Below are 24,897 nucleotides of genomic sequence, written 5' to 3'. Positions count from 1 at the left end.
GCGCCGCGTGGCATCATAGAGAAGCCGTGCCTGAGACCTGCTTCGTCACGCCGCGGCAAGGCCATCGCGGCGCATGATCCGGCCCCGTGACAGGTGGATATCGGGCGATCTCGGTCGAATTGCCTGATCTCCGGCACTGCCCAGGCGGAGCATCGTGCCGGCAGCGCGGCGCGGCCGCGGAGCATCATTCGCCGAAGGGGTCACCGGTTCGGCGGCGAGCACGATGCGGGAACGCGACTCCCGAGCAGAAGCCCGGCGGGCCGCTCCGCCCGCTCCGAGGAGGCTCACGGTCGCGGCCCGGGGCCGGTCCCGCGCCGCCGCGCGGCCCCCGCCGGAGGACGTCCGCGTTCTCGAATCGCGAACGGTCATTGGCGAGATGCGGTTGGATCCGCGACCGCCTTCTCCGTTACGTCTTCGGCAACAGGGAAAGATGGAGGAAAGGCCATGAGCGGTCCCCTCGCGGGCATTCGCGTGCTGGAACTCGGCCAGCTGATCGCCGCGCCCTTCGCCACGCGGCTGATGGCGGAGTTCGGCGCCGAGGTGATCAAGGTCGAGCCGCCGGGACAGGGCGACCCCCTGCGCAAGTGGCGCAAGATGCACGAGGGCACCTCGCTCTGGTGGTACCTGCAGTCGCGCAACAAGAAGTCGATCGCCGTCAACCTGAAGTCGCCCGAGGGGCTCGAGATCGTCCGCGACCTCGCCCGCGGCGCCGACGTGGTGGTGGAGAATTTCCGGCCCGGCGGCCTGGAGAAGCTCGGCCTCGGCTGGGACGTGCTCTCGGCCCTCAACCCGAACCTGGTGATGGTGCGCATCTCGGGCTACGGCCAGACCGGCCCCTACCGCGACCGCCCGGGCTTCGGCGCCATCGGCGAGTCGATGGGCGGGATCCGCTTCACCACCGGCAGCCCGGACGCCCCGCCGGCCCGGGTCGGGGTCAGCATCGGCGACACGCTCGCCTCGCTGCACGGGGTGATCGGCGCCCTGATGGCGCTGTTGCGGGTGAAGACCGGCCAGGGCGGCGGCCAAGTGATCGACGTGTCGCTCGTCGAGAGCGTGTTCAACGTGATGGAGAGCCTCGTGCCCGAGTACGACCTCCTCGGCGAGGTCCGCACGCGGACGGGCGGCGCGCTGCCCGGCATCACGCCCTCCAACACCTACCCGACCCGGGACGGCGGCTACGTCGTCATCGCGGGCAACAGCGACCCGATCTTCCGCCGGCTGATGGCGGCGATCGGCCGGCCCGACCTCGCCGAGGCCCCGGCGCTCGCCAGCAACGACGGCCGCTCGCGCCAGGCCGGGATGCTCGACGACGCCATCGCGGACTGGACGCGGGCGCGCAGCGTCGAGGAGGCGCTGGCGGCGCTCGACGCGGCCGACGTGCCGGCCGGCCGCATCTACTCGGTGGCCGACATCGTCGCCGACCCGCACTACCAGGCCCGCGACATGATCCTGCAGGCCGAGCTGCCCGGCGGCGCCCGGGTGAAGATGCCGGGCATCGTGCCCAAGCTCTCCGAGACCCCCGGCACGGTGCGCTGGCAGGGGCCGGCGCTCGGCGCCCACACCGACGCGGTGCTGACCGAACTCGGCCTCGACGCCGAGCGCATCGCCCGCCTGCGCGACGCGGGAGCGGTGGCATGAGCGACGCCATGATCGTCCAGGAGGTCGCGACCCGCGACGGCTTCCAGATCGAGCCCACCTTCGTGCCGACCCCGGAGAAGATCCGGCTGATCGACGCGCTCTCGGCCTGCGGCTTCAGCCGGATCGAGGTCTCCTCCTTCGTCTCGCCGAAGGCGGTGCCGGCCCTCGCCGACGCGGCCGAAATCTTCTCCGGCATCCGGCGCCGCCCCGGCACCACCTACGTGGCCCTGGTGCCGAATCCGCGGGGCGCCGAGCGCGCCCTGGCGGCGGGCGCCGACGAGATCAATCTCGTCGCCTCGGCGAGCGAGACCCACAACCGCGCCAATATGGGCATGACTCCCGAGGCCTCGATCGCCGGCTTCGCGCGGATCATGGAGACGGTGCGGGGCGCGCCCGTCAGCGTCAACGCCACGGTGGCGACCGCCTTCGGCTGCCCCTTCGAGGGCGCGCAGCCCGAGGACAAGGTGCTGGCTCAGGTCGAGCGCTACCGCGCGCTCGGCGTCGACGGGGTGACCCTCGCCGACACGACCGGCATGGCCAATCCCCGGCAGGTGGCCCGGCTCGTCGCCCGCGCCCTCGCGCTGGTCGGGCCGGAGCGGCTGACGCTGCACTTCCACAACACCCGCGGCTCCGGGCTCGCCAACGTGCTCGCCGCCTACGAGGCCGGGGCCCGCCGCTTCGACGCCGCCCTGGGCGGCCTCGGCGGCTGCCCCTTCGCCCCGGGGGCGACCGGCAACATCTGCACCGAGGACCTGGTGAGCATGGCCCACGAGATGGGCGTGCCCACCGGCCTCGACCTCCCGGCCCTGATCGCCCTGTCGCGGGACCTGCCGCGGCTCGTCGGGCACGACGTTCCGGGCCAGGTCGCCAAGGCCGGCCGGCCCTGCGACCTCCACCCGAGCCCGCGCGGCGCTTGAGCGAAGCCCAGATCCGCCATCCCGAAGGGATCAAGCGGATTTGGAATGACCCGCGCGGGAAGCCGCCCGTCCGAAGGCGGCCCCGCGCTCCCCCCCATGCGCGACGACGCGGCCCCTCACGGGCGCGTGCGCCCATCCAAACCAGGAGGAAACGATGGCCATCGCCACCGCCGGCCCGCTCGCCGGAATCGATGAGGTCACGGAGCGGAGCGTCGTCCGCAAGGTCGCGTGGCGGCTGATGCCGCTCATCATGATCTGCTACATGGTCGCTTTCTTCGACCGCATCAACATCAGCTTCGCCAAGTTCCAGCTGCAGAGCGACCTCGGCTTCAGCAACGTGGCGTACGGTCTCGGCGCCAGCATGTTCGTGGTCGGCTACGTCATCTTCGAGGTGCCCTCGAACCTGATGCTCTACCGGGTGGGGGCGCGGCGCTGGATCGCCCGCATCATGATCTCCTGGGGCATCGCCACCGCGCTGATGATCTTCATCCGCGCGGAATGGCACTTCTACGCCCTGCGCTTCGTGATCGGCGCGATGGAGGCGGGTTTCGCCCCGGGCATCCTGTACTACCTCACCCTGTGGTTCCCGGCCTCGCATCGCGGCCGCATCACCTCCTTCATGTTCGTGGCCTCGGCCTTCTCGGGGATCTTCGGGGCGCCGCTGGCCGGCCTGATCCTCGGCGGCCTCGACGGTGCCCTCGGGCTCACCGGGTGGCAGTGGCTCTTCCTGGCCGGCGGCCTGCCCTGCCTCCTCCTCGGCGCGCTGGTCCTGACCCGCCTCGAGGACCGGGTCTCGGACGCGCGCTGGCTCTCGGCGCGCGAGAAGGACCTGCTCGCCTCGCGCATCGCCCACCACAACCGCGACATCGGCGACCACTCGCTCTGGGGCGCGATCCGGCAGCCGGGCTTCCTGCTCATCGCCTTCGTGTACTTCCTGCTGCAGGTGGGCTCCTACGGCCTGAACTTCTGGGGGCCGGACCTGATCAAGACCGCGAGCGGCGGCGCGGCGGCCTCGGTCGGCCTGCTGACGGCGATCCCCTACATCTGCGGCGCGATCAGCATGGTGGTGGTCGGGCGCCTGTCCGACGCCTCGGGCGAGCGGCCGAAATTCGTGGCGGCCCTCGCCGTCGCGGCGGCGCTCGGCTTCTTCGCCGCCGGCCTGTTCGACCGCCAGATCGTGCCGCTGATGCTGGCGCTCGCCCTGCTCGGCTCGGGCATCATCGCCTCGATCCCGGCCTTCTGGACGCTGCCGGCGAAGCTCACCACCGGGGTCGGCGCGGCGGGCGGCATCGCGCTCATCAACACGCTGGGCCAGTTCGGCGGCATCGTCAGCCCGGTGATGGTCGGCTGGGTCAAGGACCTGACCGGCTCGACCACGCCGGCCCTCTACGGCATCGGCGCGCTCTGCCTGCTCGCCGCCATCCTGCTGCTCACCGCGATGCCGGAGAGCCTGCGCCGGAGCGACCGGGCCGCCTGATCCGGGATCCGCTTGATCGAAGCGGATCCCGGATCACGAGCCCGCGCGGCGCCTGAGCGAAGCCCAAATCCGCCATCCCGAAGGGATCAAGCGGATTTGGTACGAGTCCTCCGGCCCCCGCCCCGCATCCTTCGCCGCGGACCGCGAGTTGGTGCGGCCGGGGCGACGACCAGCGGGCGGGATTCGAGGCCGGAGCATGCTGAGCTTCACGAGTGGCGGGACGCGGATCGCGGTGGAGTGGTTCGCGGCGGGGGGCGGGCCGGCCGCCCCGGCCCTCCTCCTCCTGCACGGGGCGGACGGGCTCAGCTTCGCGGAGGGCTACCGGTTGGCGGCCCGCACCTTCGCGGCCGCGGGCTACCCGGTCGGCTTCGTGCACTACCTCGACCGCACCGGCGACCGCCGGGTCGCCTATTCCCGGCTCCGGCAGGATTTCCCGCTCTGGGCCGGGACGGTGCGCGACGCGGTCGGCTGGCTCGCGCGCCAGCCCGGCGTGGACGCGCAGCGGATCGGCCTCGTGGGGGTCTCGCTCGGCGCGGCCCTGGCCTTCGAGACGGCCGCCTCCCTGGCCGGGATCAGGGCGATCGTCGATTATTTCGGGCCCCTGCCCGAGGGGCTCGCGGCGCGCCGGCCGCGCCTGCCGCCGACCCTGATCCTGCACGGGGCGCGCGATCCGATCGTGCCGGTCGCGCAGGCCCACGCGATCGCCCGCCTGCTGGCGGAGCAGGGCACCCCCCACGAGATCCGGATCTATCCCGACCAGGGGCACGCCCTGGTCGGGGCCGCGCAGTTCGACGCCGCGGCGCGGGTGCAGCGCTTCCTGCAGCGGCACCTCAGCGGGGCGTGAGGGGGCTCCGGAGGCGCCGCGCCGCGCTGGCCTGCGCGCGGGAGATGCGGCAGAGGAGGCGCGGGGGAGGAGCCGCCATGGAGCAGCGGGACCGGGACGGGCCGTCGGGATGGCCGCGCTGGCGCCTCAGCCGGGGAGGGGTGATCCTGTCCGACGAGCGGCCGCCGCTGGGCCAGATGCTCGTGCTCGCCCTCCAGCACGTCGTCGCGATGTTCGGCTCGACGGCCCTCGCGCCGCTGCTGATGGGATTCGATCCCAACCTCGCCATCCTGTTCTCCGGCATCGCCACGCTCCTGTTCTTCGTCGTGGTCGGCGGCCGGGTGCCGAGCTATCTGGGCTCCAGCTTCGCCTTCATCGCCGTGGTGATCGCCGCGACCGGCTACGGCGGCAGCGGCCCCAACCCGAACCTCCCGGTGGCGCTCGGGGGCATCGTGGCGGCCGGGGCGCTCTACGCTCTCATCGGCGGCGTCGTCATGGTCGCGGGCCATGCCTGGATCGGCCGGCTGATGCCCCCGGCGGTGACCGGCGCGATCGTCGGGGCGATCGGCCTCAACCTCGCGCCGATCGGCGTGAAGGGCATCTCGGGCTCCGGGCTCGCGGTGGGGGTGGGGCTCTTCACGGTGGCGGCGGTGGGGCTCGCCGCCTCGCTGCCGGGCGCCGCCCGGCGGCTGCCCCTGCTGATCGGGGCCCTCGCCGCCACGCTCCTGTATGCCGGCCTCGCGAACGGTCTCGGCCTCGCCCCGCCCCTCGACCTCGCGCGGGTGGCCGAGGCGCCCTGGTTCGGCTGGCCGCGTTTCGCCGCGCCGGTCTTCGAGCCGGCGGCGATCGCGCTGATCGCCCCGGTCGCCCTGGTGCTGGTCGCGGAGAATCTCGGCCACGTGAAGGCCATCGCGGCGATGACCGGCCGCGACCTCGACCCCTATCTGGGCCGGGCCTTCCTCGGCGACGGCCTCGCCACGATGCTGTCGGGGGCCTTCGGCGGCACGGGCGTGACCACCTACGCGGAGAACATGGGCGTGATGGCGGTCACGCGCATCTACTCCACCCTGGTCTTCGCCACCGCCGGCCTCGTCGCCATCCTGTTCGGGCTCTCGCCGAAATTCGGCGCCGCGATCCTGCTGATCCCCGGCCCGGTGATCGGCGGCCTGGCGGTGGTGGTGTTCGGCCTGATCGCCGCCACGGCGGGGCGCATCTTCGTGGAGAACCGGGTCGATTTCTCGCGCACCCGGACCCTGCTCACCGTCGGCACCGCCCTGGTGCTCGGGGCCGGCGACTTCACGGTGAGCCTCGGTCAGTTCCGGCTCGGCGGCATCGGCACGGCGACCGCCGCCTCGATCCTGCTCTACCACCTCCTGCGGGACGAGCCGGATTGAGCCCGACCGCCGGGCCGGCCGCCCCGCCGGGCCCGGCAGCAATCCGCGTGCCACCTGTCCCGGCCGGCGCCGCGCAGGCACCGGCCCGGCGCCCCGGCCCGCCCCCTCCGTGCCGTAATGGCGCAGCGTCAATCGCCTTGAGCGCAACCTTTCTCAGGGCAGACCGGGCCACGGGATCGGTCCTGTTCGCTCAGAGGCCCCGCCCGCGCCCGGGACGACCGCAATCCTTGGCGCGCGGCCGCGGATCACGCGCGCGCATTACGATCGCGGCGGGCCTGAGGTCCGATTTTAACCATACCTGTTCTTGAGAGAAGCGCGCCTGACGGCCGGGTGGAACTCGCGCGGCGCGATTCTTAATTCCAAGTCTCGAATCGGATCAGACGCGCGACCGCATTAACCAACACTCAACCATACGCTCGTAAACTGACCGTAAGCGACAAGTGCGCGCATCCCCGAACCCGGGGATACCGAACGACAGGATTCCGCTCGGATGTCGTCCATCACCCTCTCGGCTGCGACGCGTCAGAACCTGCTGTCGCTGCAGGACACGGCGAGCCTGCTCGCCACCACCCAGAACCGCCTCGCGACCGGCAAGAAGGTCAACACGGCCCTCGACAACCCGACCAACTACTTCACGGCCGACGGGCTGACGGCGCGGTCGGCCGGGCTCAGCGCGCTCCTCGACGGGGTCTCGAACGGCATCCAGGTGATCCAGGCCGCCAATACCGGCATCACCAAGCTGAAGAGCCTCACCGAACAGCTGAAATCGGTGGCCCAGCAGGCGCTCTCCTCCGCCAATGCCTTCTCGGCCAAGGCCAGCGTGGCCTCGACCACCCTGACCGGGGCCACGAGCACGAACCTGCTCTCGATCGGCCCGACCGCGGCGGCGAGCGATGCCGCGATCGGCTCGCTGCCGCCCGCCACGGCCGTGCAGCTGACCATGACGGGCAGCGTCGATCTCAGCAATACGGCCGCGATCCAGGCGGCGTTGTTCACGTCGAGCAACAGCCTGACGGTGACCATCGACGGGGTTCAGGTCACGGTGAACAAGGGGATCGACGACGCCAGCCCGACGGCTTTGGCCGCCTCGATCACGGCCCAGCTCAAGGCCGCCGGATCGTCGATCACGGTCGCGCCGAGCGGCGCCACCCCCAACACGCTGGTCGCCAAGGGCACGGCGGACGGTGCGCCCTTCAGCATCGGGACCGACGCCGCGACCACCAAGCTGTTCGGCACGGTCACGCAGTCGAGCAACGTCTTCGTGCCGACGGCGACGACGCTCGCCACCGGCCTCGGCTTTCAGGTCGGGGATTCCTTCACGGTGAACGGCCGCTCGGTGACGATCGCCCGCAACGACACCCTGGCCTCCCTCGCCCAGAAGGTCGGCACCGCCACCGGCGGCGCCGTGACCGCGGCCTACGACGCGGTGAGCCAGAAATTCGTCTTCACGGCGGCGGATCCCGCCACCACCATCGCCCTCGGCGACGGCGGCACCGCCACCGGCAAGGTCGCCAATCTCGGCTTCAGCACCACGAGCTTCGGGGCCGGCCTCGGGGCCGGTTCCGGCACGAACTTCAAGCAGAGCCCGCTCAACGGCCAGACCATCACGGTGCGGGTGGCGAACGGCACCGGCGTGACCCTGACCTTCGGCCCCGCCGCGGGCCAGATCTCGACCCTGACGCAGCTCAACGCGGCGCTCGCCCCGGCCAACGCGCAGGCGACCCTCGATCCCACGACGGGGCAGATCAAGCTCACCACCACCAACGAGGCCGGCGCCGACAGCCTGACGTTGATCGCCTCGCCGCCCCCGACCTCGAACAACGTCGCCAACCCGTTCAACACCGGCACGGCGATCGCCACGATCGGCGGCGACGGCCTCACGGCGCGCAACGGCCTCGTGACGACCTATAACGGCCTGCTCACCCAGATCGACCAACTCGCCGCCGATGCGAGCTTCAACGGCGTCAACCTGCTCGCCGGGGACAACCTGACGCTCAACTTCAACGAGCGCAGCACGTCGCAGCTCTCCGTGACCGGGGTCAACGTGTCCGCGGCGAGCCTCGGCCTGACGCCGGTCGGCCAGGCCGACTTCGTGGAGAGCATCGCGATCAACAAGGTGCTCGCCACCATCAACTCGGCCGCCAGCGCGCTGAAGAACCAGGCCGCGTCGCTCGGCGCGAACCTCGCCGTGGTGCAGAACCGGCAGGACTTCACCAAGCAGCTCATCACCGTGCTCGACACCGGCGCGGCGAACCTGACCAACGCGGACATGAACGAGGAAGCGGCGAATTCGCAGGCGCTGCAGACCCGCACCTCGCTCGGCACGTCGGCGCTGTCGCTCGCCAACCAGGCGCAGCAGGCGATCCTCCAGCTCCTGCGCTGAGTGCTTCCCGGCGCGCGCCGCGCGAGGGCGCGCGCCTCGCGGCCGCGCCCGCCCCGGGGCAGGGGGCGGATCGTCCGCCGCGCCGGCGGCGCCGCGCCGGATCCCGACCCATCGACGGCTCCGGGCCCGCCGCGGCTGCGGCGCGCGATCCGATCGTGCTCGCGGCGCGATCATCGAGAGCCGGTCGATGTCCCGCCTCCTTCGCGCCCCGCCCCTTTCCCGGGTCCAGTATTGATGCGGAGCTGACGCAAGGAAGGTCGGGTTCCGCGGCCCGGACGACGTGGGATTAAGAACGCGTTAACCATTTGCGCGCAGGGTCCCGGGGAGCCCAGCCCGAGGCCGAACGATGCCGCAGACGGATCCGCTGCTCCCCCGCCCAGCCCTCACCCATCCGGCCCACCTCGCCGCCGCGCTCGCCAGGCTGGGCCGCGATGCGGGAAGCCGCCGGGAGGTCTGGCGCCTGCTGACCGACCGCTACACGGTCGATCTGGACGCGGTGGCGGCGGCCCTGCCGCCCGAGGAGCCCGAGCCGATCTGGCTGCCGCTCAAGGGCTGATCCGGGATCGGCTTGATCGAAGCGGATCCCGGATCACCAGCCCGCGCGGCGCCCGAGCGAAGCCGACATCCGCGTTGCCGAAATCGGGGATGGCGAAGCCATCGACCGGATGTCGCATGAGCCCGCGCGGCGCCTGAGCGACGCCGACATCCGCGTTGCCGAAATCGGGGATGGCAAAGCCATCGACCGGATGTCGCATGAGCGGTCAGGCCGCCGCGGAGAGCGCGTCGCCGCGGCGCAGGGCGCCCCCGGCCACTACCGTCGCGTAGACTCCGCAATCGGCGTGGCCGAGGCGCCGCATCAGCGCCCGCGGGATCGCGAGGTCGCGCTGGCCGGTCGCCGGATCCACGTTGGTGGCCGCGCAGCGCTCCGTCCGCTTGGTCACGCGCAGGCGCAGCCCGTTCTCCGCCGCCAGCTCGGTCCCGACCAGGTCCAGCTCCGCGAAGGGCGCGAGGCCGGTGACCTGCAGGTTGCCCCGGAAGCGCAGCGGGTCGACCGGCGCCCCGACCATGTCCTCGATCGCCGCCACGCTGGCGAGGTTGATGAGCGAGACGAAGCCCTGCCGCGAATCCGTGAAGCGGAACCCCTCCGGCGCCGCGAGCAGCTTCGGGGGCCCGCGCAGGGCGTCCGGCACGACGCGGCGCATCAGGGCCTCGACCGCGAGCCGCCCCTCGCGCGTGCCGAGGTCGGCCCGCAGCACCTCCCGGTCCCCCTCGCGGATCGTCAGCGTGCCGCTCGCGTCGTCGTAGCGGGTGGCGAGCCGCGCCAGCGCCTCGTCGCGCATCAGCATCAGGAACTTGATCTTGGGCTGGTGGGCGGGCGCGGCCGGGTCGAACCCGCTCGGGCCGTTCTCGATCGCGAACAGCCGGTCACCCGGGAAGTAGCACCCGGCCTCCAGCTCCGCCGCCTCCAGCGGCTCGGGGGAGAGGCCCTTGACCGGGTAGCGGTGGAGGGCGGCGACGCGCAGCGTGACGGGCATGGCCCAGCGCTACGCCGCCCCGGCCCGCGGAGCAAGCCGCCCCGTCCCCCGCCGCGCGCATGACGGATCGGCGTCGCCGCGGCGTGCCACCCCTTGTGTTACCGATATGTCACACCACATGCAGGTCACCGGCGGCTCGCTGCGAGCGCCGGGGGCCCCGCGCCGGAGCGGCGGGGGCGCCTGTCGGTCCGTCCGCGCCCGGTGGGGCGGGCGGTCGCGCACGAGGAGGGGAGACGAGATGAATTTCGAGAAATACACCGAGCGCGCCCGCGGCTTCGTTCAGGCCGCGCAGAATCTCGCGCTGCGCGAGGGGCACCCGCAGCTCTCGCCCGGCCACGTGCTGAAGGTCCTGCTCGACGATCCCGAGGGTCTCTGCGCCGGGCTGATCGAGCGCGCCGGCGGCCAGTCGCGGGTGGCGCTCGCGCAGACCGAGGCGTGGCTCGCCAAGCAGCCCAAGGTCTCGGGCGGCGCCTCGCAGCCCCAGGCGACCCGCGACCTGATGCGCCTGTTCGACACCGCCGAGAAGGCCGCCGAGAAGGCGGGCGATTCCTACGTCACGGTCGAGCGCCTGCTGCTCGCCCTCGCGGTCGAGAAGGACAGCGAGGCCGGCCGCGCCCTCGCGGCCGCGGGCGTCACCGCCCAGTCCCTGAACGCGGCCATCAACGCCCTGCGCAAGGGCCGCACCGCCGACAACCCGACGGCCGAGAACGCCTACGACGCGCTCAAGAAGTACGCCCGCGACCTCACCGAGGCGGCGCGCGAGGGCAAGCTCGACCCGGTGATCGGCCGCGACGAGGAGATCCGCCGCACCATCCAGGTCCTGTCCCGGCGCACCAAGAACAACCCGGTGCTGATCGGCGAGCCCGGCGTCGGCAAGACCGCCATCGTGGAGGGGCTGGCGCTGCGCATCATCAACGGCGACGTGCCGGAGAGCCTGCGCGACAAGCAGCTGCTCGCCCTCGACATGGGCGCGCTGATCGCCGGCGCGAAGTACCGCGGCGAGTTCGAGGAGCGGCTGAAGGGCGTGCTCTCCGAGGTCACGGCGGCCGAGGGCGGCATCATCCTGTTCATCGACGAGATGCACACCCTGGTCGGGGCCGGCAAGGCGGACGGGGCGATGGACGCCTCGAACCTGCTCAAGCCCGCCCTCGCCCGCGGCGAGCTGCACTGCGTCGGCGCCACAACCCTCGACGAGTACCGCAAGCACGTCGAGAAGGACGCGGCGCTCGCGCGGCGCTTCCAGCCGGTCTTCGTCTCGGAGCCGACCGTGGAGGACACGGTCTCGATCCTGCGCGGCATCAAGGAGAAGTACGAGCAGCACCACGGCGTGCGCATCCAGGATTCGGCGCTGGTGGCGGCCGCGACCCTGTCGAACCGCTACATCACCGACCGCTTCCTGCCCGACAAGGCGATCGACCTCGTCGACGAGGCCGCCTCGCGCCTGCGCATGCAGGTCGATTCCAAGCCCGAGGAACTCGACAACGTCGACCGCGAGATCGTGCGCCTGAAGATCGAGGCCGAGGCGCTGAAGAAGGAGACCGACGCCGCCTCCCGCGACCGGCTGACCCGGCTGGAGAAGGAGCTCGGCGACCTCGAGGAGCAGTCGGCGGCGATCACGGCGCGCTGGAAGGCCGAGAAGGACAAGCTCGGCCGGGCCGCGGAGCTGAAGAAGAAGCTCGACGAGGCCCGCACGGAACTCGCCTCGGCGCAGCGCCAGGGCCAGTACCAGCGGGCGGGCGAACTGGCCTACGGCATCATCCCGGGGCTGGAGCGCGAACTCGGCGACATCGAGGCCCGGGGCCCGGACGGCAGCCGCGGCAACGGCTCGGGCTTCATGGAGGAGGCGGTGACGCCCAACCACGTGGCCGGCGTCGTCTCGCGCTGGACCGGCGTGCCGGTCGACAAGATGCTGGAGGGAGAGCGCGAGAAGCTGCTGGCGATGGAGGAGGCGCTGGGTCGCCGGGTGGTCGGCCAGCGCGAGGCGGTGGAGGCGGTGGCGACCGCGGTCCGGCGCGCCCGCGCCGGCCTGCAGGACCCGAACCGGCCGATCGGCTCGTTCATGTTCCTCGGGCCGACGGGCGTCGGCAAGACCGAGCTGACCAAGGCGCTGGCGAGCTTCCTGTTCGACGACGAGACCGCGATGGTGCGCCTCGACATGTCCGAGTACATGGAGAAGCACTCCGTCGCCCGCCTCATCGGCGCCCCCCCCGGCTATGTCGGCTACGAGGAGGGCGGCGCCCTCACCGAGGCCGTGCGGCGCCGGCCCTACCAAGTCGTGCTGTTCGACGAGATCGAGAAGGCGCATCCGGACGTGTTCAACGTCCTGCTGCAGGTTCTCGACGACGGGCGGCTCACCGACGGGCAGGGGCGGACGGTCGACTTCCGCAACACGCTCCTGGTGATGACCTCCAATCTCGGCGCCGAGTACCTGGTGAACCAGCCCGAGGGCCAGGACACCGACGCGGTCCGGGACGAGGTGATGGCGGTGGTGCGGGCGCATTTCCGGCCCGAATTCCTCAACCGGGTGGACGAGATCATCCTGTTCCACCGGCTGAAGCGGGCGGAGATGGGCGCGATCGTCGACATCCAGCTCGGCCGCCTGCAGAAGCTCCTCGACGAGCGCAAGATCACGCTCGACGTCGAGCCCGATGCCCGCGCCTGGCTGGCCGAGCGCGGCTACGACCCGGCCTACGGCGCGCGCCCGCTCAAGCGCGTGATCCAGAAGTCCGTGCAGGACCCGATGGCCGAGCAGATCCTCGCCGGCAGCGTCCACGACGGCGAGGCCGTGCGGGTGCGGCTCGGGCCGGAGGGGCTGATGATCGGCGACGTGGCGGTCACCGCCGCGCGCCGGCCGGCCGGCGTGCCGCTGAACTGATGCCGGCGGCCCGGGATGCGGACGCATCGGGCCGTCGACCCTCTCGCATGCGCGAGCCAAGCCAGCGGCTCGGCGACCGGTCGAGCACCGTACCGGCGGTCACGTCTCGTGACCGCCGGTACGGGCCGGAGCGACGACGGCGAGGGCCGGTCACCGCGCGGGGCCGGCCCTCTCTGCCGTGGGAGCCGCGCCGCGGTCGCGGATCGGGATCGTGCCGCCGGCGTTCCGGTTGCTCTATGATGGCCCGGACCGGGCGAGAGGTCCTGCGAGGGAACGCGGATGGACGGCGAGGGGCTCACCTACGCGATCGGGGACATCCACGGTTGCGCCGACCAGCTCGACCGGCTGCTCGCCGAGATCGAGGTGCATCGGGCGGGGCGGCCGCGGCGCATCGTCTGCCTCGGCGACTACGTCGACCGCGGGCCCGACAGCGCCCGGGTCATCGCCACCCTGCGCGCCCTCCAGGAGCGGGAGCCCGGCCAGGTCACCTGCCTGAAGGGCAATCACGAGGCGATGCTGCTCGGCGCCCTCTCGGGCGCCGACGAGCCGCTCTGGCTGTTCAACGGCGGCCGGGCCGTGCTCGCCTCCTACGGCGTGGCGCGGGTCGACCAGCTGCCCCGGGGCGACCTCGACTGGATCGCCGCCCTGCCGACGCTGCACGAGGATGCGCGGCGCTGGTACGTCCATGCGGGGTTCCGGCCCGGCCGGCCCGCCCCCGACCCGGATCCGGAGCAGCGGCTGTGGATCCGCGAGCCCTTCCTGTCGGCCGATTACGATTTCGGCAAGCACGTGGTGCACGGCCACACGCCCCTGCGCAGCGGCCATCCGGACGCGCGGCACCATCGCACCAACCTCGACACCGGGGCGGTGTTCGGGGGGCCGCTCACCGCCGGGGTGTTCACCCGCGAGCAGGCGGCGGCGGTGACGTTCCTGCAGGTGCGCTGACCCGCAGCAGGCCCGCGAGGGCGGCGAGCGCCCAGCCGAGCATCAGGACGAGGCCGCCGGTCGGCGCCGCCATCGGGAAGAGCGGATGGCCCGCCAGCGCCCGCGCGGACAGGTCGCCGCTGAACAGGACGAGGCCGAGGACGAGGCAGGCGGCGGCGGGCCGGGCGAGGCCCGGGCGCAGGCGGCCGCTCCCGCTGAGGCCGGCCAGCGCCAGCACCGGGCCCGCGTGGACGAGCAGGAACTGCGCGGCGGTCGCGAGCGTGCCGCCGGTCAGGTGGGCGGCCGCCGCGGAGGCGGCGACGCCGAGCAGGCCCGCGAGCGCGCCGAGCGCGAACAGGATGCGCTCGGGGCGGGGCATCAGCCGCGCTCGGCGAGGAGCCGCGCCACGCTGGCCCGCAGGGCCGGGATGCCCTCGCCCGTGCGGCTCGAGGTCAGGATGATCTCCGGATAGGCCGCCGGCCGGCGGGCGAGGGCGGCCGCGGTGGCGTCGAGCCGGGACGCCACCTCGCCCTTCTTGAGGTCGTCGCCCTTCGTCAGCACCACCTGGTAGGAAACGGCGGCCGCGTCGAGCTCGTCCAGCACCTCGCCGTCGTTCGGCTTGATGCCGTGGCGGGCGTCGATCAGCACGTAGACCCGGGCGAGGTTCGCCCGGCCCTGCAGGTAGGCGTGGATCAGCTCGGTCCAGGAGGCGACCTTGGCCTTCGACACCGCGGCGTAGCCGTAGCCCGGCATGTCGACCAGCGTGAGCTTGCCGCCGAGGTCGAAGAAGTTGAGCTGCTGCGTGCGCCCCGGCGTGTGCGAGGTGCGCGCCAGCGTGTTGCGGCCGGTGAGCGCGTTGATGAGGCTCGACTTGCCGACATTCGAGCGGCCCGCGAAGGCGATCTCCAGGCCGCGCATGGGCGGCAGACCCGCCAGCGTGTCGGACGCGGTGGCGAAGTCGGCGGGGCCCGCGAAGAGCAGGCGCCCCGCCTCGATCAGGGCCGCGTCGGCCTCGTCCGGCCCCGCCATCAGCCCTTGGCCGTCTTCACCTGGGTGCGGCGCTGGAACGTCGAGCGCAGGTTGTCCCACAGCTCCACCTTCACCCCGTTGCGCCGCATGATCCAGTATTGCTGCAGGATCGACAGCAGGTTGTTCCACGCCCAGTAGATCACCAGCCCGGCCGGGAACGAGCCCAGCATGAAGGTGAAGATGATCGGCATGAAGGTGAAGACCTGGGCCTGCACCGGATCGGGCGGGGCCGGGTTCATCTTCATCTGCAGGAACATCGTGATGCCCATGACGATGGGCCAGACGCCGAGATGGAGCAGGTCCGGCGGCGTGAAGGGCAGGAGGCCGAACAGGTTGACGATCGAGGTCGGATCCGGGGCGGCGAGGTCGCGGATCCAGCCGAAGAACGGCGCGTGCCGCATCTCGATCGTGACGAACAGCACCTTGTAGAGCGAGAAGAAGACGGGGATCTGGATCAGCACCGGCCAGCAGCCCGCCACCGGATTGATCTTCTCCTTCTTGTACAGCTCCATCATCGCCTGCTGCTGCTTCACCTTGTCGTCGGCGTAGCGCTCGCGGATCGCGGTCATCTCCGGCTGGACGGCCTTCATCTTGGCCATCGAGACGTAGGAGCGATTGGCGATCGGCAGGAAGAACAGCTTCAGGATCAGCGTCACCACCAGGATCGAGACGCCGAAATTGCCGAAGAGCTTGTAGAACAGGTCCAGGGCTTTGAACATCGGCTTGGTGATGAAGTAGAACCAGCCCCAGTCGATCAGGAGATCGAATTGCTTGATGTTCAGCTTCTCGCGGTAGGCGTCGACGGTCGAGACCTCCTTGGCGCCGGCGAAGAGGCGCTGGCTCGCCTGCACGGAGGCGCCGGGCGCGACCGCCCTGGCCTCGCCGAGGCTGCTTGCCTGGTAGACCTTGGTCGCGCCCTCGTCGCGCTCGGTGAAGCTGCCGGTATAGGGCGCCTGCTGGTCGGGGATCGTCGCCGCCGCCCAGTACTTGTCGGTGATGCCGAGGAAGCCGCCGGTGGCGCCGGGCCAGGACACGCCGCGGGTGCCGGGGGCGCCGAGCGGGTTCTCCTTGGCCATCTTGTCGTAGGTGTATTCCTGGAGGCCCTTGTCGCCGACCACGCCGATCATGCCCTCGTGGAGCACGTAGTAGCCCTGGGTGTGCGGCTTGCCCCAGCGCGAGACCAGCCCGTAGGGGTAGAGCGTGACCGGGTTCGGGCCCTTGTTCTCGACCGAATCCTCGATCGTGAACATGTACTTGTCGTCGACCGAGAGGGTCCGGCGGAACACCAGGCCGGCGCCGTTGTCGAAGGTCAGGACCAGGGGCTTCTTCGCGGTCAGCACGTCGCCGTCCGCGGTCCAGACCGTGTCGCTGCCCGGCAGCGGCCCGGCATTCTGGCCGACCCAGCCGAACTCGGCGTAGTAGGGATTGGCCGAGCCCGCCGGCGAGAGCAGCACGATCTCCGGGCTCTTCGGGTCGACCGTCTCGTGGTAGCCCTTGAGGGCGACGTCGTCGATGCGCCCACCCTTGAGCGCGACCGAGCCCCGCAGGGCCTCCGTGTCGATGCGCACCCGCGGGGCGCGGGCGAGCGCCTCGTCGCGGGCGAGCGCCGCCTGCGGGCTGCCGCCGGCGGCGCCCGGGAGCGTGCCGGGCACGGGGGCGGAGGGGCCGCCCTCCTTCGGGCTCGGGGAGGCGTTGACGCCCTGCGAGGGATCGACGCCCTGCGAAGGGTTGACGCCCTGCGAAGGGTTGACCTGGGCCGCCTGCTGCTGGCGCTGGCGCTCGACCTGCGGCGCCGTCACGAAGTAGTTCCAGCCGAGGAGCACCGCCAGCGACAGCGCGATGGCGATGATCATGTTGGTCTTGTCGTTACCCATGAAGGTCCCGCGACGGCTGCCGCCTCATGCACGAGGCCGGGCGCGCGTCAGGCGGCGTCCGGCCCGGATTCTTCTGCAAGAGGCGAGGCCGGGCGACCCGGTATCGCCTCACGGTTGTGGTTCGGGCGGCGCGGCCTCGCGGCGGGGCCGGCCCGGCTGTCCCGCCGGCTTCGGCTTCGTCACGGTGGCGAGCGCCCGCCGGATGTCGTTGACCAGGACCTCGAAAGGCGCGCCCAGGGCCTCGCGCCGGCCGATCAGCACCAGGTCGAGGGCCCGCTCCGCGTGCTCCGGTCCGATCTCGGCCGCGGCGGCCTTCAGGCGGCGCCGGATGCGGTTGCGCTCGGTGGCGTGGCCGGTCTTCTTGGTGACCGTGAAGCCGAACCGCAACCCGGTGGCGGGCTCCTCCGCCCGCCGCGGGCGCCCCTGCGCGGTCATGCGCCCGGTGTGGAAACGGCGGCCCGTGGCCGCCGCCAGGTAGTCGGGGCGCCGCGTGATCCGCCCGATCGGCGGCCTGCCGGCGCCCATGCGGCTGAGGGCCTGGGCCGAGGCCTGGCCGGACCGCTTACGCCGACAGGCGCTTGCGGCCGCGGGCGCGGCGGGCGGCGATGACCTTGCGGCCGCCGACCGTGGCCATCCGCGCGCGGAAGCCGTGACGGCGCTTGCGCACGAGCTTGGAGGGTTGATACGTTCTCTTCACGGCGATGCCTCAGAAGGCCGGGGCCGACGATGTGCGACACCGCCGCAGCCCTCGTGGATGACTGAACTGTTCAGACGAATGGCGAGCGCCCGCCCTCGTCGGGCGGCGGCCTCGCGTCCGGCGCTGTATGGCGGAATGGCCGGGGCGAGTCAATCGCGTTGGGACAGGTGCGGCCCGGGTCTCCGGGCCCGGAGGGGTTCCGGCGGCGGGCCAAGCCGGACATGCTTGCCGGACATGCTTGCGGCCCGGGACGCGCCCGCGCAGGGAGAGACGCGCCCGCGCCCAGAAGGCCGGCGCCCGCCCCAAGGAGACCCCGCATGCTCACCGACGACGACCGCCCGCGGCCCCAGACCTCCACCCACGTGCTCGGCCAGGACCTCACGGCCCTCTCGCTCGGCGACCTCGACGCCCGCATCGCGCTCCTGCGGGCGGAGATCGCCCGGCTGGAGGAGGCCCGCCGGCACCGGCAGGCCTCGCAGGAGGCGGCGAAGTCCGTGTTCAAGTTCTGAGCGCTAGAGCGATTTCCGACGAAGTGGATGCCGGTTCGTCGCAGATAATGCGGCAAGATCAAAGATCGAGAGCGGCACCCGGTTGCAACGTGATCGGGTGCTGCTCTAGGCCCCGGCCGCGAGGTCCCGCGCCTCCTCCTCCGGCACCACGTCGACGGCGACCGTCAGGCGCTGCGACCCCGACCCGGCGATGATTCCGGCGACCGGGGCGACGTCGGCGTAGTCGCGCCCCGTCGCCAGCACGATGTGGTCGTCCTCGACCGCGACCGCGTTGGTCGGGTCGAGGCCGTGCCAGCCGTCGCCGCACCAGACCGAGACCCAGGCGTGGCTCGCATCCGCCCCTTCGAGGCGCTTCATGCCCGGGGGCGGGCGGGTACGCAGGTAGCCGCTGACATAGGCCGCCGGCAGGCCGAGCCCGCGCAGCCCCGCGATCATGATGTGGGCGAAGTCCTGGCAGACGCCCCTGCGGCCCGCGAAGGCCTGCGCCACCGGGGTCGCCACGTCGGTGGCCCCGGCGTCGAAGGTGAAGTCCGCGTGGATGCGCCGCATCAGGTCGACCGCCCCCGCGTAGAGGCCGCCCCCCGGCGGGAAGCTCGCCCGGGCATAGGCCGTCACCTCGGCCGCGAGCGGCACCCGCCGGCTCGGGCCGGCGAAGTGCACCGGGGAATGCGGCGCGAGGCTCGGATGCGCCAGGACCCGCTCGCGCACCTCCTCCCAGGCGAGGCCCGAGGCGAGGTCGGGCAGTTCCGACCGGTCGACGTCGATGCGCGACAGCGCCTCGATCCGGAAGGCCCGGTGCGGCGTCTCCACGGTGAGCGTCGTGGTCGCGTTGCCGAAGAAGTCGGCCCCGGTCGCGCGCCGGTGGGAGTGCGGCTGGATCGTGATCTGGTGCGAGAGCACGCGCTGCCCCTCGCCGGTGGCCGGCGTCAGGCGCAGGACGCAGCGCGCGTGGGTCACCGCGTCCCGGTAGGCGTAGGAGGTGACGTGGCGCAGGAGGTAGATCACGCGAGGGCCACCAGTCGCTCGGGGCGGGCGGCGTCGGAGCCCCCCGGGAAGTAGCGCGCCGCCGCCGCCTCGGCGATGGCCCAGAGGCGCGCCTCCCAGTCCTGCGCCACGGCGGGGGAGAGGGCGGCGGCCTCGGCGCTGGCGATCTCGCCCGCGAGCCGGAGCACCATCCGGGTCGGCGGCTCGGGCAGCCCGTCCTGGCGCAGGGCCGGCAGCCCGTCGAGGTGCTCGGCGAGCCGCTCGACCTGGAAGGCCACCGAGCGCGGGTTGAAGGGGTCGAGCAGCACCAAGTCGCGCACCGGCGCCAGGGCCACGCCGAGCAGGTAGCGCGCCCCGTAGGAGATGCGGGAATCGACGAGCTGCAGCAGCGTGGCGAGGTCGTCGCCGCTGGCCTCGTCCGCCGCGAAGATCTCGGCGAAGCGGCAGGTGTTGATCGCCCGCTCGATCCGCCGGCCCATGTCGACGAAGGGCCAGCCGCCGGCCCGGTTCATGTTCTCCTGCGCGAGCCCCGCCAGCGCGGCGGCGAGTTCGAGCGCCCGCTCCGCGCGGTCGAGCCACGCCGCCTCCGAGCCGGGAACGGATTGCGGCCGCTCCAGCAGGTCGTGCAGGGCGCTGAGCGCCCGCCAGGTCTCGAGGGAGAGCCGCTCGCGCAGGGAGGCGGCGTTGCGCCGCGCCGCCGCGACGTGGGCGCGGGCCGAGCCCCAGGCCTCGCGGCCCGAGAGCGCGTGGGCGGCGAGGGCGGCCGCGGGTCCGAGCGTCGTCGGCACCGCCCCCCAGCTGTGCAGGAGGTTGCGCAGCCGCGCGTGCGTGCCGAGATCCGCCTCGCTGCGCGCGAGCCCGCCCGCCCCGCTGAGCAGGCAGGAGGTGAGGCGCAGCATCGCCTCGGCCCGCTCCAGGTAGCGGCCGAACCAGAACAGGTTGTCGGCCGCCCGGCTCGGCAGCAGGCCCTGCACCCGGCGCACCGAGGGCTGCTCCAGGCGCGGCAGGGCCGCGGCGGGATCGCCGTCGCTGCCGCCCAGCACCCAGACGTCGGCGGCGCGCACCCCCGCCCCCATGGCGAGCGGCTGCACGTCCGCCTGGGCCGAGATGCGGCAGAACCCTCCCGGCATCACCTGCCAGCCCCCCGGCGTCGCCGCGGCGAAGACCCGCAGCACGAAGGGCCGCGGCACCAGCCCGTCCCCGTCCCAGACCGGGGCGGTCGAGAGCTGGACCGGCTCCTGGGCCACGAGGTCGCCGGGGCGGTCGCGCAGGACGGCGAGGAGGCGGGCGGTCTCCTCGGGGTCGCGGGCGCCGAAGGCCCTCGTGGTGAAGGCGCCCTGGGCCGGCGCCGCGGCGGGGCGCAGGGTCAGGGTCTCGACCCGCTCCAGCACCGCCTCGCGCTGGGCGCGGTCGCCGCACCACCAGGTCGCGAGGCCCGGCAGGCGCAGGGGCTGCCCGAACAGGTGCTCGGCGAGCCGCGGCAGGTAGGCGGCGAGCCAGCCGCCCTCGACCAGCCCCGCCCCCGGCATGTTGCCGATCACGCAAGCGCCGGCCTTCACCGCCTCGACGAGGCCCGGCACGCCGAGCCGGGAATCCGGCTCGAGGGCGAGGGGATCGACGTAGTCGCCGTCGACCCGGCGCCAGAGCACGTCGGCGCGCTTGAGGCCCGCCACCGTGCGCACGTAGAGCCGGCCGTCCTGGACCAGCAGGTCGTCGCCCTCGACGAGGGCGAGGCCGAGGTAGCGGGCGAGCACCGCCTGCTCGACGTAGGTGTCGCCGTAGGGGCCGGAGGTGAGCAGGCCGATGCGGGGCTCGACCCGCTCGGCGGCGGCGGCGAGCCCGTCCCGGAAGGCCTGGAAGAACGGCGCGAGGCGCTCGACGTCGAGGGCCCCGTGCACCTCCGGCAGGGCGCGGGCGAGCACCATCCGGTTCTCCAGCGCGTAGCCGACGCCGGAGGGGGCCTGGGTGCGGTCGGCGAGCACGCGCCAGCGCCCGTCCGGCCCGCGCGAGAGGTCGGCGGCGTAGAGGTGGAGCTGGCGCCCGTGGCCGGGCTGGCGCACCCCGTGCAGGGGGCGCAGGAATTCGGGGCTGCCCGCCACCGCCGCGGCCGGGATCAGGCCCGCCGCGACCAGGTGGGCCTCGCCGTAGAGGTCGGCGAGGATCGTCTCCAGCAGGCTCGCGCGCTGGGCGACGCCCGCGGCGATCTCCGCCCACTCGTCGCCCTCGATCAGCAGCGGCAGCACGCCGAGGGGCCAGTCGCGCTCCGCCGCTTCCCCGTAGACCCGGTAGGCGATGCCGGTGTTGTGGATGTGCCGCTCGGCGGCGGCGAGCCGGGCGGCGATCTCCTCCTCGGCCAGGGCGGAGAGCCGGTCGAGGAAGCCGTCCCAGGCCCGGCGGGGCGTCCCGTCCGGGCCGATCAGCTCGTCGGGCACGCCCGGGAGCGGCCGGTAGCCGGCGCTCCAGCGCGCGCGCCGCTCCGCCCGCTCCGCGTCGGGATCCGGGGCGGCGGCGAGCGAGGCCGCGGCGCTCATCGGGGCGCGGGCGCGCGCAGGTCGAGGGTGAGCGGGAATTCGCGCCGCGGCTCCTCGGGGGCGGGGGTGACCCGGCCGGGCGTGTGGCCGTGGTCCTGGAAGCGGGCGAGGCGCCGCCCCTCCGCCTCGTAGGTGTTGACCGGGAAGGTCTCGTAATTGCGCCCGCCCGGATGGGACACGTGGTAGGTGCAACCGCCCAGCGAGCGGCCCGACCACGCGTCGACGATGTCGAAGGTCAGCGGCGAATGGACCGGGATCATCGGGTGCAGCGCCGAGGCCGGCTGCCAGGCCTTGAAGCGCAGGCCCGCCACCGCCTCGCCGGAGCGCCCGGTCTCGGTCAGGGGCAGGCGCCGCCCGTTGCAGGTGACGACGTGCCGGCTCGGCACGTAGCCCTCGACGCGCACCTGCAGCCGCTCGACCGAGGAATCGACGAAGCGCACCGTGCCGCCGGACGAGCCCTCCTCGCCCAGCACGTGCCAGGGTTCGAGGGCCTGGCGCAGTTCCAGCGTGACGCCGCCGTGCTGGACCGTGCCGTAGAGGGGGAAGCGGAACTCGGCCTGCGCCCGGTACCAGACCGGGTCGAAGGCGTAGCCCGCCCCGCGCAGGTCGCCGAGCACGCCGAGGAAATCCTGCCAGAGGAAGTGGGGCAGCATGAAGCGGTCGTGGAGCGCGGTGCCCCAGCGGACGAAGCCGCCCTCCTGCGGCTCGCGCCACAGCCACGCGATGATCGCCCGCAGCAGCAATTGCTGGGCGAGGCTCATGCGCGCGTCCGGCGGCATCTCGAAGGAGCGGAATTCGAGCAGGCCGAGCCGCCCCGTCGGCCCGTCCGGCGAGTAGAGCTTGTCGATGCAGATCTCGGCCCGGTGGGTGTTGCCGGTCACGTCGACGAGGACGTTGCGGAAGAGCCGGTCGACGAGCCAGAGCGGCACCTCGGGCCCGCCCGGGGGCGGCACCTGCGCGAGGGCGATCTCCAGCTCGTAGAGCCCGTCGTGGCGCGCCTCGTCCATGCGCGGCGCCTGGCTCGTCGGGCCGATGTAGAGGCCCGAGAACAGGTAGGACAGCGACGGGTGGCGCTGCCAGTAGAGCACGAGGCTCTTCAGCAGGTCGGGCCGGCGCAGGAAGGGCGAATCCGCCGGGGTCGCGCCGCCGAGCACCACGTGGTTGCCGCCGCCGGTGCCGGTGTGGCGCCCGTCGATCATGAATTTCTGCGCGCCGAGCCGGATCTCGCGGGCGTCCTGGTAGAGGCCGGTGGTGATCTCGACCGCCTCCCGCCAGGTGCGGGCCGGGTGCACGTTGACCTCGATCACGCCGGGATCGGGCGTGACCTTGATCACCCCGAGGCGCGGGTCGTAGGGCGGCTCGTAGCCCTCGATGTGGATCGGGATGCCGGTCTCGGCCGCGGCCTTCTCCAGGGTCGCGACGAGTTCGACGTACTCGTCCGCCCGCTCGACGGGCGGCATGAACACGCACACCGCCCCGTCCCGCGGCTCGATCGCGAGCGCGGTGCGCACCGGGACGCCGGGGACGGGGCGGCTGCGCGCCGCGGGCCGGGAGGGCAGGGGACCCCGCGCCTCCAGCGGATCCTGCGGGGCGTAGTAGGGAAACTCCTCCGGCGGCAGGGAGATCAGGGAGTTGAGCGGCAGCCGGAAGCCCACCGGCGAGTCGCCCGCCGCGAGGTAGAGGGCTCCCCGGCGCGTCTGCCACTTCTCCGAGACCCAGACCCTCCCGGCCCCGGCCTGCACGCTGGCGAGGGGCAGCACGTAGCCGACCGGCTCCGTGAGGCCGCGCCTGTAGATCCGCGCCATCCGCTCCTGGAACTCGGCGTCGCCGACCCGCGGCTGAAGCGGCGTGGTGTTGATCGGGAGTTCCGCCTCCTTGCGCTCCCAGTAGACCGGGTCCTCGAAGGTCGGCTGCAGGTAGGGCCCCAGGCCGAGCGCCTTGGCGAGCGCCTTGCCGAAGGCCTCCGCGTGCTCGATGCCGGTATCCTGCGGCCCGGCCACGCGGGCGATCAGCGCCTCGTCGCGCCAGATCGGCTGCCCGTCCTTGCGCCAGTAGAGGGCGAAGGCCCAGCGGGGCAGGCTCTCGCCCGGATACCACTTGCCCTGGCCGTAATGCAGGAGGCCGCCCGGCGCGAAGCGCTCGCGCAGGCGGCGGATCAGCTGGTCGGCGAGCGCCCGCTTGGTCGGGCCCACCGCCGCGGTGTTCCACTCGGGCGACTGGAAATCGTCCACCGACACGAAGGTCGGCTCGCCGCCCATGGTCAGGCGCACGTCCTGGGCGGCGAGGTCCCGGTCGATCCGGTCCCCGAGCGCGTCCATGGCGCCCCAGGCCTCGTCCGAGAACGGCCGCGTCACCCGGGGCGCCTCGGCGACCCGCATCACGTTCATCTCGAAGTGGAAATCCACCTCCGCGGGGTCCGCGAGGCCGGAGATCGGCGCGGCCGAGCGGTAGTGCGGCGTGGCGGCGAGCGGGATGTGGCCCTCGCCGCAGAGCAGGCCGGAGGTTGCGTCGAGGCCGATCCAGCCCGCGCCCGGCACGTAGACCTCGGCCCAGGCGTGCAGGTCGGTGAAGTCCTTGGAGGTGCCGGCCGGCCCGTCGACCGCGGTGGTGTCGGGGACGAGCTGGATCAGGTAGCCGGAGACGAACCGGGCCGCGAGGTTGAGGCGGCGCAGCACCTGGACGAGGAGCCAGGCCGAATCCCGGCAGGAGCCGCTGGCGGCGTCGAGCGTCTCGTCGGGCGTCTGCACGCCCGGCTCCATGCGCACCACGTAATTGACGCTGTCCCGCACCATCTCGTTGAGCGCGACCAGGAACAGGACGGTGTTCTTCTCCTCGGGCAGGCGCGTCAGGAACGCGTCGAGCAGCGGCCCGCCGTCGTTCGGCACCAGGTAGGGCGCGAGTTCCTCCTGCAGCTCCGCCGGATACGCGAAGGGCAGGGTCTGGGCGTAATCGTCGACGAAGAAGTCGAACGGGTTGATCACCGCCATGTCGGCGGCGATGTCGACCTCGACCCGGAACTGCGTCGTCTTCTCGGGGAAGACGAGCCGGGCGAGCCAGTTGCCGCTCGGGTCCTGCTGCCAGTTCACGAAGTGGTTGCCGGGCGTGACCTTGAGCGAATAGCTCAGGATGCGGGTGCGCGTGTGCGGCGCCGGCCGCAGGCGGATCACCTGCGGGCCGAGGCTCACCGGACGGTCGTAGGTGTAGGAGGTGACGTGGTGCAGGGCAGCCTTGATCGACACGGTGTCTCCGGATGTCTGGCGGCGTCGCGGCGCGCGCGTCGGTCCTGATCGCGATCCTGGTCCTTCGG

Annotated in this window: 20 protein-coding genes; 10 read left to right on the top strand and 10 right to left on the bottom strand. The window is 72.8% G+C overall.

Annotated elements, in window-relative coordinates; all coding sequences use genetic code 11:
• Positions 1-444: 444 nt before the first annotated feature.
• The 7 genes from M446_RS24510 (at position 445) to M446_RS24480 (ending at position 9,188) form a co-directional block, all read left to right on the top strand.
• The gene (locus M446_RS24510; protein ID WP_012334805.1) at positions 445-1,638 is read left to right on the top strand and encodes a CaiB/BaiF CoA transferase family protein; all 1,194 of its coding nucleotides are present in this window, start codon (positions 445-447) and stop codon (positions 1,636-1,638) included.
• The gene (locus tag M446_RS24505) at positions 1,635-2,555 is read left to right on the top strand and encodes a hydroxymethylglutaryl-CoA lyase (protein ID WP_012334804.1); all 921 of its coding nucleotides are present in this window, start codon (positions 1,635-1,637) and stop codon (positions 2,553-2,555) included. The genes M446_RS24510 and M446_RS24505 overlap by 4 nt, the downstream gene beginning before the upstream one ends.
• A gap of 154 nt (positions 2,556-2,709) precedes the next feature.
• Positions 2,710-4,032: an MFS transporter gene (locus M446_RS24500; protein ID WP_012334803.1), complete on the top strand. Its 1,323-nt coding sequence runs from the start codon at positions 2,710-2,712 to the stop codon at positions 4,030-4,032.
• Between the two features lie 196 nt (positions 4,033-4,228).
• Positions 4,229-4,876, top strand: coding sequence for a dienelactone hydrolase family protein (locus M446_RS24495; RefSeq protein WP_012334802.1), 648 nt, complete (start codon positions 4,229-4,231; stop codon positions 4,874-4,876).
• 77 nt (positions 4,877-4,953) lie between these two features.
• Positions 4,954-6,249, top strand: coding sequence for a solute carrier family 23 protein (locus tag M446_RS24490; protein ID WP_012334801.1), 1,296 nt, complete (start codon positions 4,954-4,956; stop codon positions 6,247-6,249).
• A 490-nt stretch (positions 6,250-6,739) separates the two neighbouring features.
• Positions 6,740-8,632, top strand: a complete 1,893-nt coding sequence (locus M446_RS24485) for a flagellin (protein WP_012334800.1) — start codon at positions 6,740-6,742, stop codon at positions 8,630-8,632.
• Between the two features lie 346 nt (positions 8,633-8,978).
• Complete coding sequence (locus M446_RS24480) at positions 8,979-9,188, top strand: hypothetical protein (RefSeq protein ID WP_012334799.1); 210 nt, start codon at positions 8,979-8,981, stop codon at positions 9,186-9,188.
• On the opposite strand, the gene M446_RS35825 is transcribed toward M446_RS24480, so the two are convergent.
• Positions 9,178-9,387, bottom strand: a complete 210-nt coding sequence (locus tag M446_RS35825; RefSeq protein WP_083784731.1) for a hypothetical protein — start codon at positions 9,385-9,387, stop codon at positions 9,178-9,180. The genes M446_RS24480 and M446_RS35825 overlap by 11 nt on opposite strands.
• 6 nt (positions 9,388-9,393) lie before the next feature.
• Positions 9,394-10,167: an MOSC domain-containing protein gene (locus M446_RS24475; protein ID WP_012334798.1), complete on the bottom strand. Its 774-nt coding sequence runs from the start codon at positions 10,165-10,167 to the stop codon at positions 9,394-9,396.
• A 238-nt stretch (positions 10,168-10,405) separates the two neighbouring features.
• On the opposite strand from M446_RS24475, the gene clpB reads away from it, so the two are divergent.
• The gene (clpB, locus tag M446_RS24470) at positions 10,406-13,042 is read left to right on the top strand and encodes an ATP-dependent chaperone ClpB (protein ID WP_012334797.1); all 2,637 of its coding nucleotides are present in this window, start codon (positions 10,406-10,408) and stop codon (positions 13,040-13,042) included.
• A 279-nt stretch (positions 13,043-13,321) separates the two neighbouring features.
• Positions 13,322-13,987 carry a metallophosphoesterase family protein gene (locus tag M446_RS24465; RefSeq protein WP_012334796.1) on the top strand — a complete coding sequence of 222 codons (666 nt, stop codon included), beginning with the start codon at positions 13,322-13,324 and terminating at the stop codon, positions 13,985-13,987.
• Here the strand turns inward: M446_RS24465 and M446_RS24460 are convergent.
• The 5 genes from M446_RS24460 to rpmH form a co-directional block, all read right to left on the bottom strand.
• Positions 13,941-14,345, bottom strand: a complete 405-nt coding sequence (locus M446_RS24460) for a DUF423 domain-containing protein (RefSeq protein ID WP_012334795.1) — start codon at positions 14,343-14,345, stop codon at positions 13,941-13,943. The genes M446_RS24465 and M446_RS24460 overlap by 47 nt on opposite strands.
• Positions 14,345-14,995 (bottom strand): ribosome biogenesis GTP-binding protein YihA/YsxC, encoded by a 651-nt coding sequence (gene yihA, locus M446_RS24455; protein WP_012334794.1) that lies wholly within the window; start codon positions 14,993-14,995, stop codon positions 14,345-14,347. The genes M446_RS24460 and yihA overlap by 1 nt, the downstream gene beginning before the upstream one ends.
• Positions 14,995-16,869 (bottom strand): membrane protein insertase YidC, encoded by a 1,875-nt coding sequence (yidC, locus tag M446_RS24450; RefSeq protein ID WP_012334793.1) that lies wholly within the window; start codon positions 16,867-16,869, stop codon positions 14,995-14,997. Before yidC ends, yihA begins: the two co-directional genes overlap by 1 nt.
• Before the next feature lie 108 nt (positions 16,870-16,977).
• Positions 16,978-17,394 carry a ribonuclease P protein component gene (rnpA, locus tag M446_RS24445; RefSeq protein ID WP_012334792.1) on the bottom strand — a complete coding sequence of 139 codons (417 nt, stop codon included), beginning with the start codon at positions 17,392-17,394 and terminating at the stop codon, positions 16,978-16,980.
• Between the two features lie 37 nt (positions 17,395-17,431).
• Positions 17,432-17,566 (bottom strand): 50S ribosomal protein L34, encoded by a 135-nt coding sequence (gene rpmH / locus M446_RS24440; RefSeq protein WP_010300405.1) that lies wholly within the window; start codon positions 17,564-17,566, stop codon positions 17,432-17,434.
• A 317-nt stretch (positions 17,567-17,883) separates the two neighbouring features.
• On the opposite strand from rpmH, the gene M446_RS24435 reads away from it, so the two are divergent.
• Positions 17,884-18,075 (top strand): DUF1192 domain-containing protein, encoded by a 192-nt coding sequence (locus M446_RS24435; protein ID WP_012334791.1) that lies wholly within the window; start codon positions 17,884-17,886, stop codon positions 18,073-18,075.
• A gap of 105 nt (positions 18,076-18,180) precedes the next feature.
• Here the strand turns inward: M446_RS24435 and M446_RS24430 are convergent, their stop codons facing one another.
• Genes M446_RS24430 through M446_RS24420 form a run of 3 tightly spaced genes read right to left on the bottom strand, consistent with a single transcriptional unit; the run spans position 18,181 to position 24,829 of the window.
• On the bottom strand, positions 18,181-19,080 hold the full coding sequence (locus tag M446_RS24430) for a transglutaminase family protein (protein WP_012334790.1): 900 nt from the start codon (positions 19,078-19,080) through the stop codon (positions 18,181-18,183).
• Complete coding sequence (locus M446_RS24425; RefSeq protein WP_012334789.1) at positions 19,077-21,590, bottom strand: circularly permuted type 2 ATP-grasp protein; 2,514 nt, start codon at positions 21,588-21,590, stop codon at positions 19,077-19,079. Before M446_RS24425 ends, M446_RS24430 begins: the two co-directional genes overlap by 4 nt.
• A complete protein-coding gene (locus M446_RS24420) occupies positions 21,587-24,829 on the bottom strand; it encodes a DUF2126 domain-containing protein (protein ID WP_012334788.1) in 3,243 nt (1,080 codons plus the stop codon). Before M446_RS24420 ends, M446_RS24425 begins: the two co-directional genes overlap by 4 nt.
• Between the last annotated feature and the right edge of the window lie 68 nt (positions 24,830-24,897).

It is taken from the genome of Methylobacterium sp. 4-46 (assembly GCF_000019365.1).
Taxonomy (GTDB): Bacteria; Pseudomonadota; Alphaproteobacteria; order Rhizobiales; family Beijerinckiaceae; genus Methylobacterium.
The sequence above is the reverse complement of the archived record's forward strand: the minus strand, read 5'-3'. Positions and strand labels throughout refer to the sequence as shown.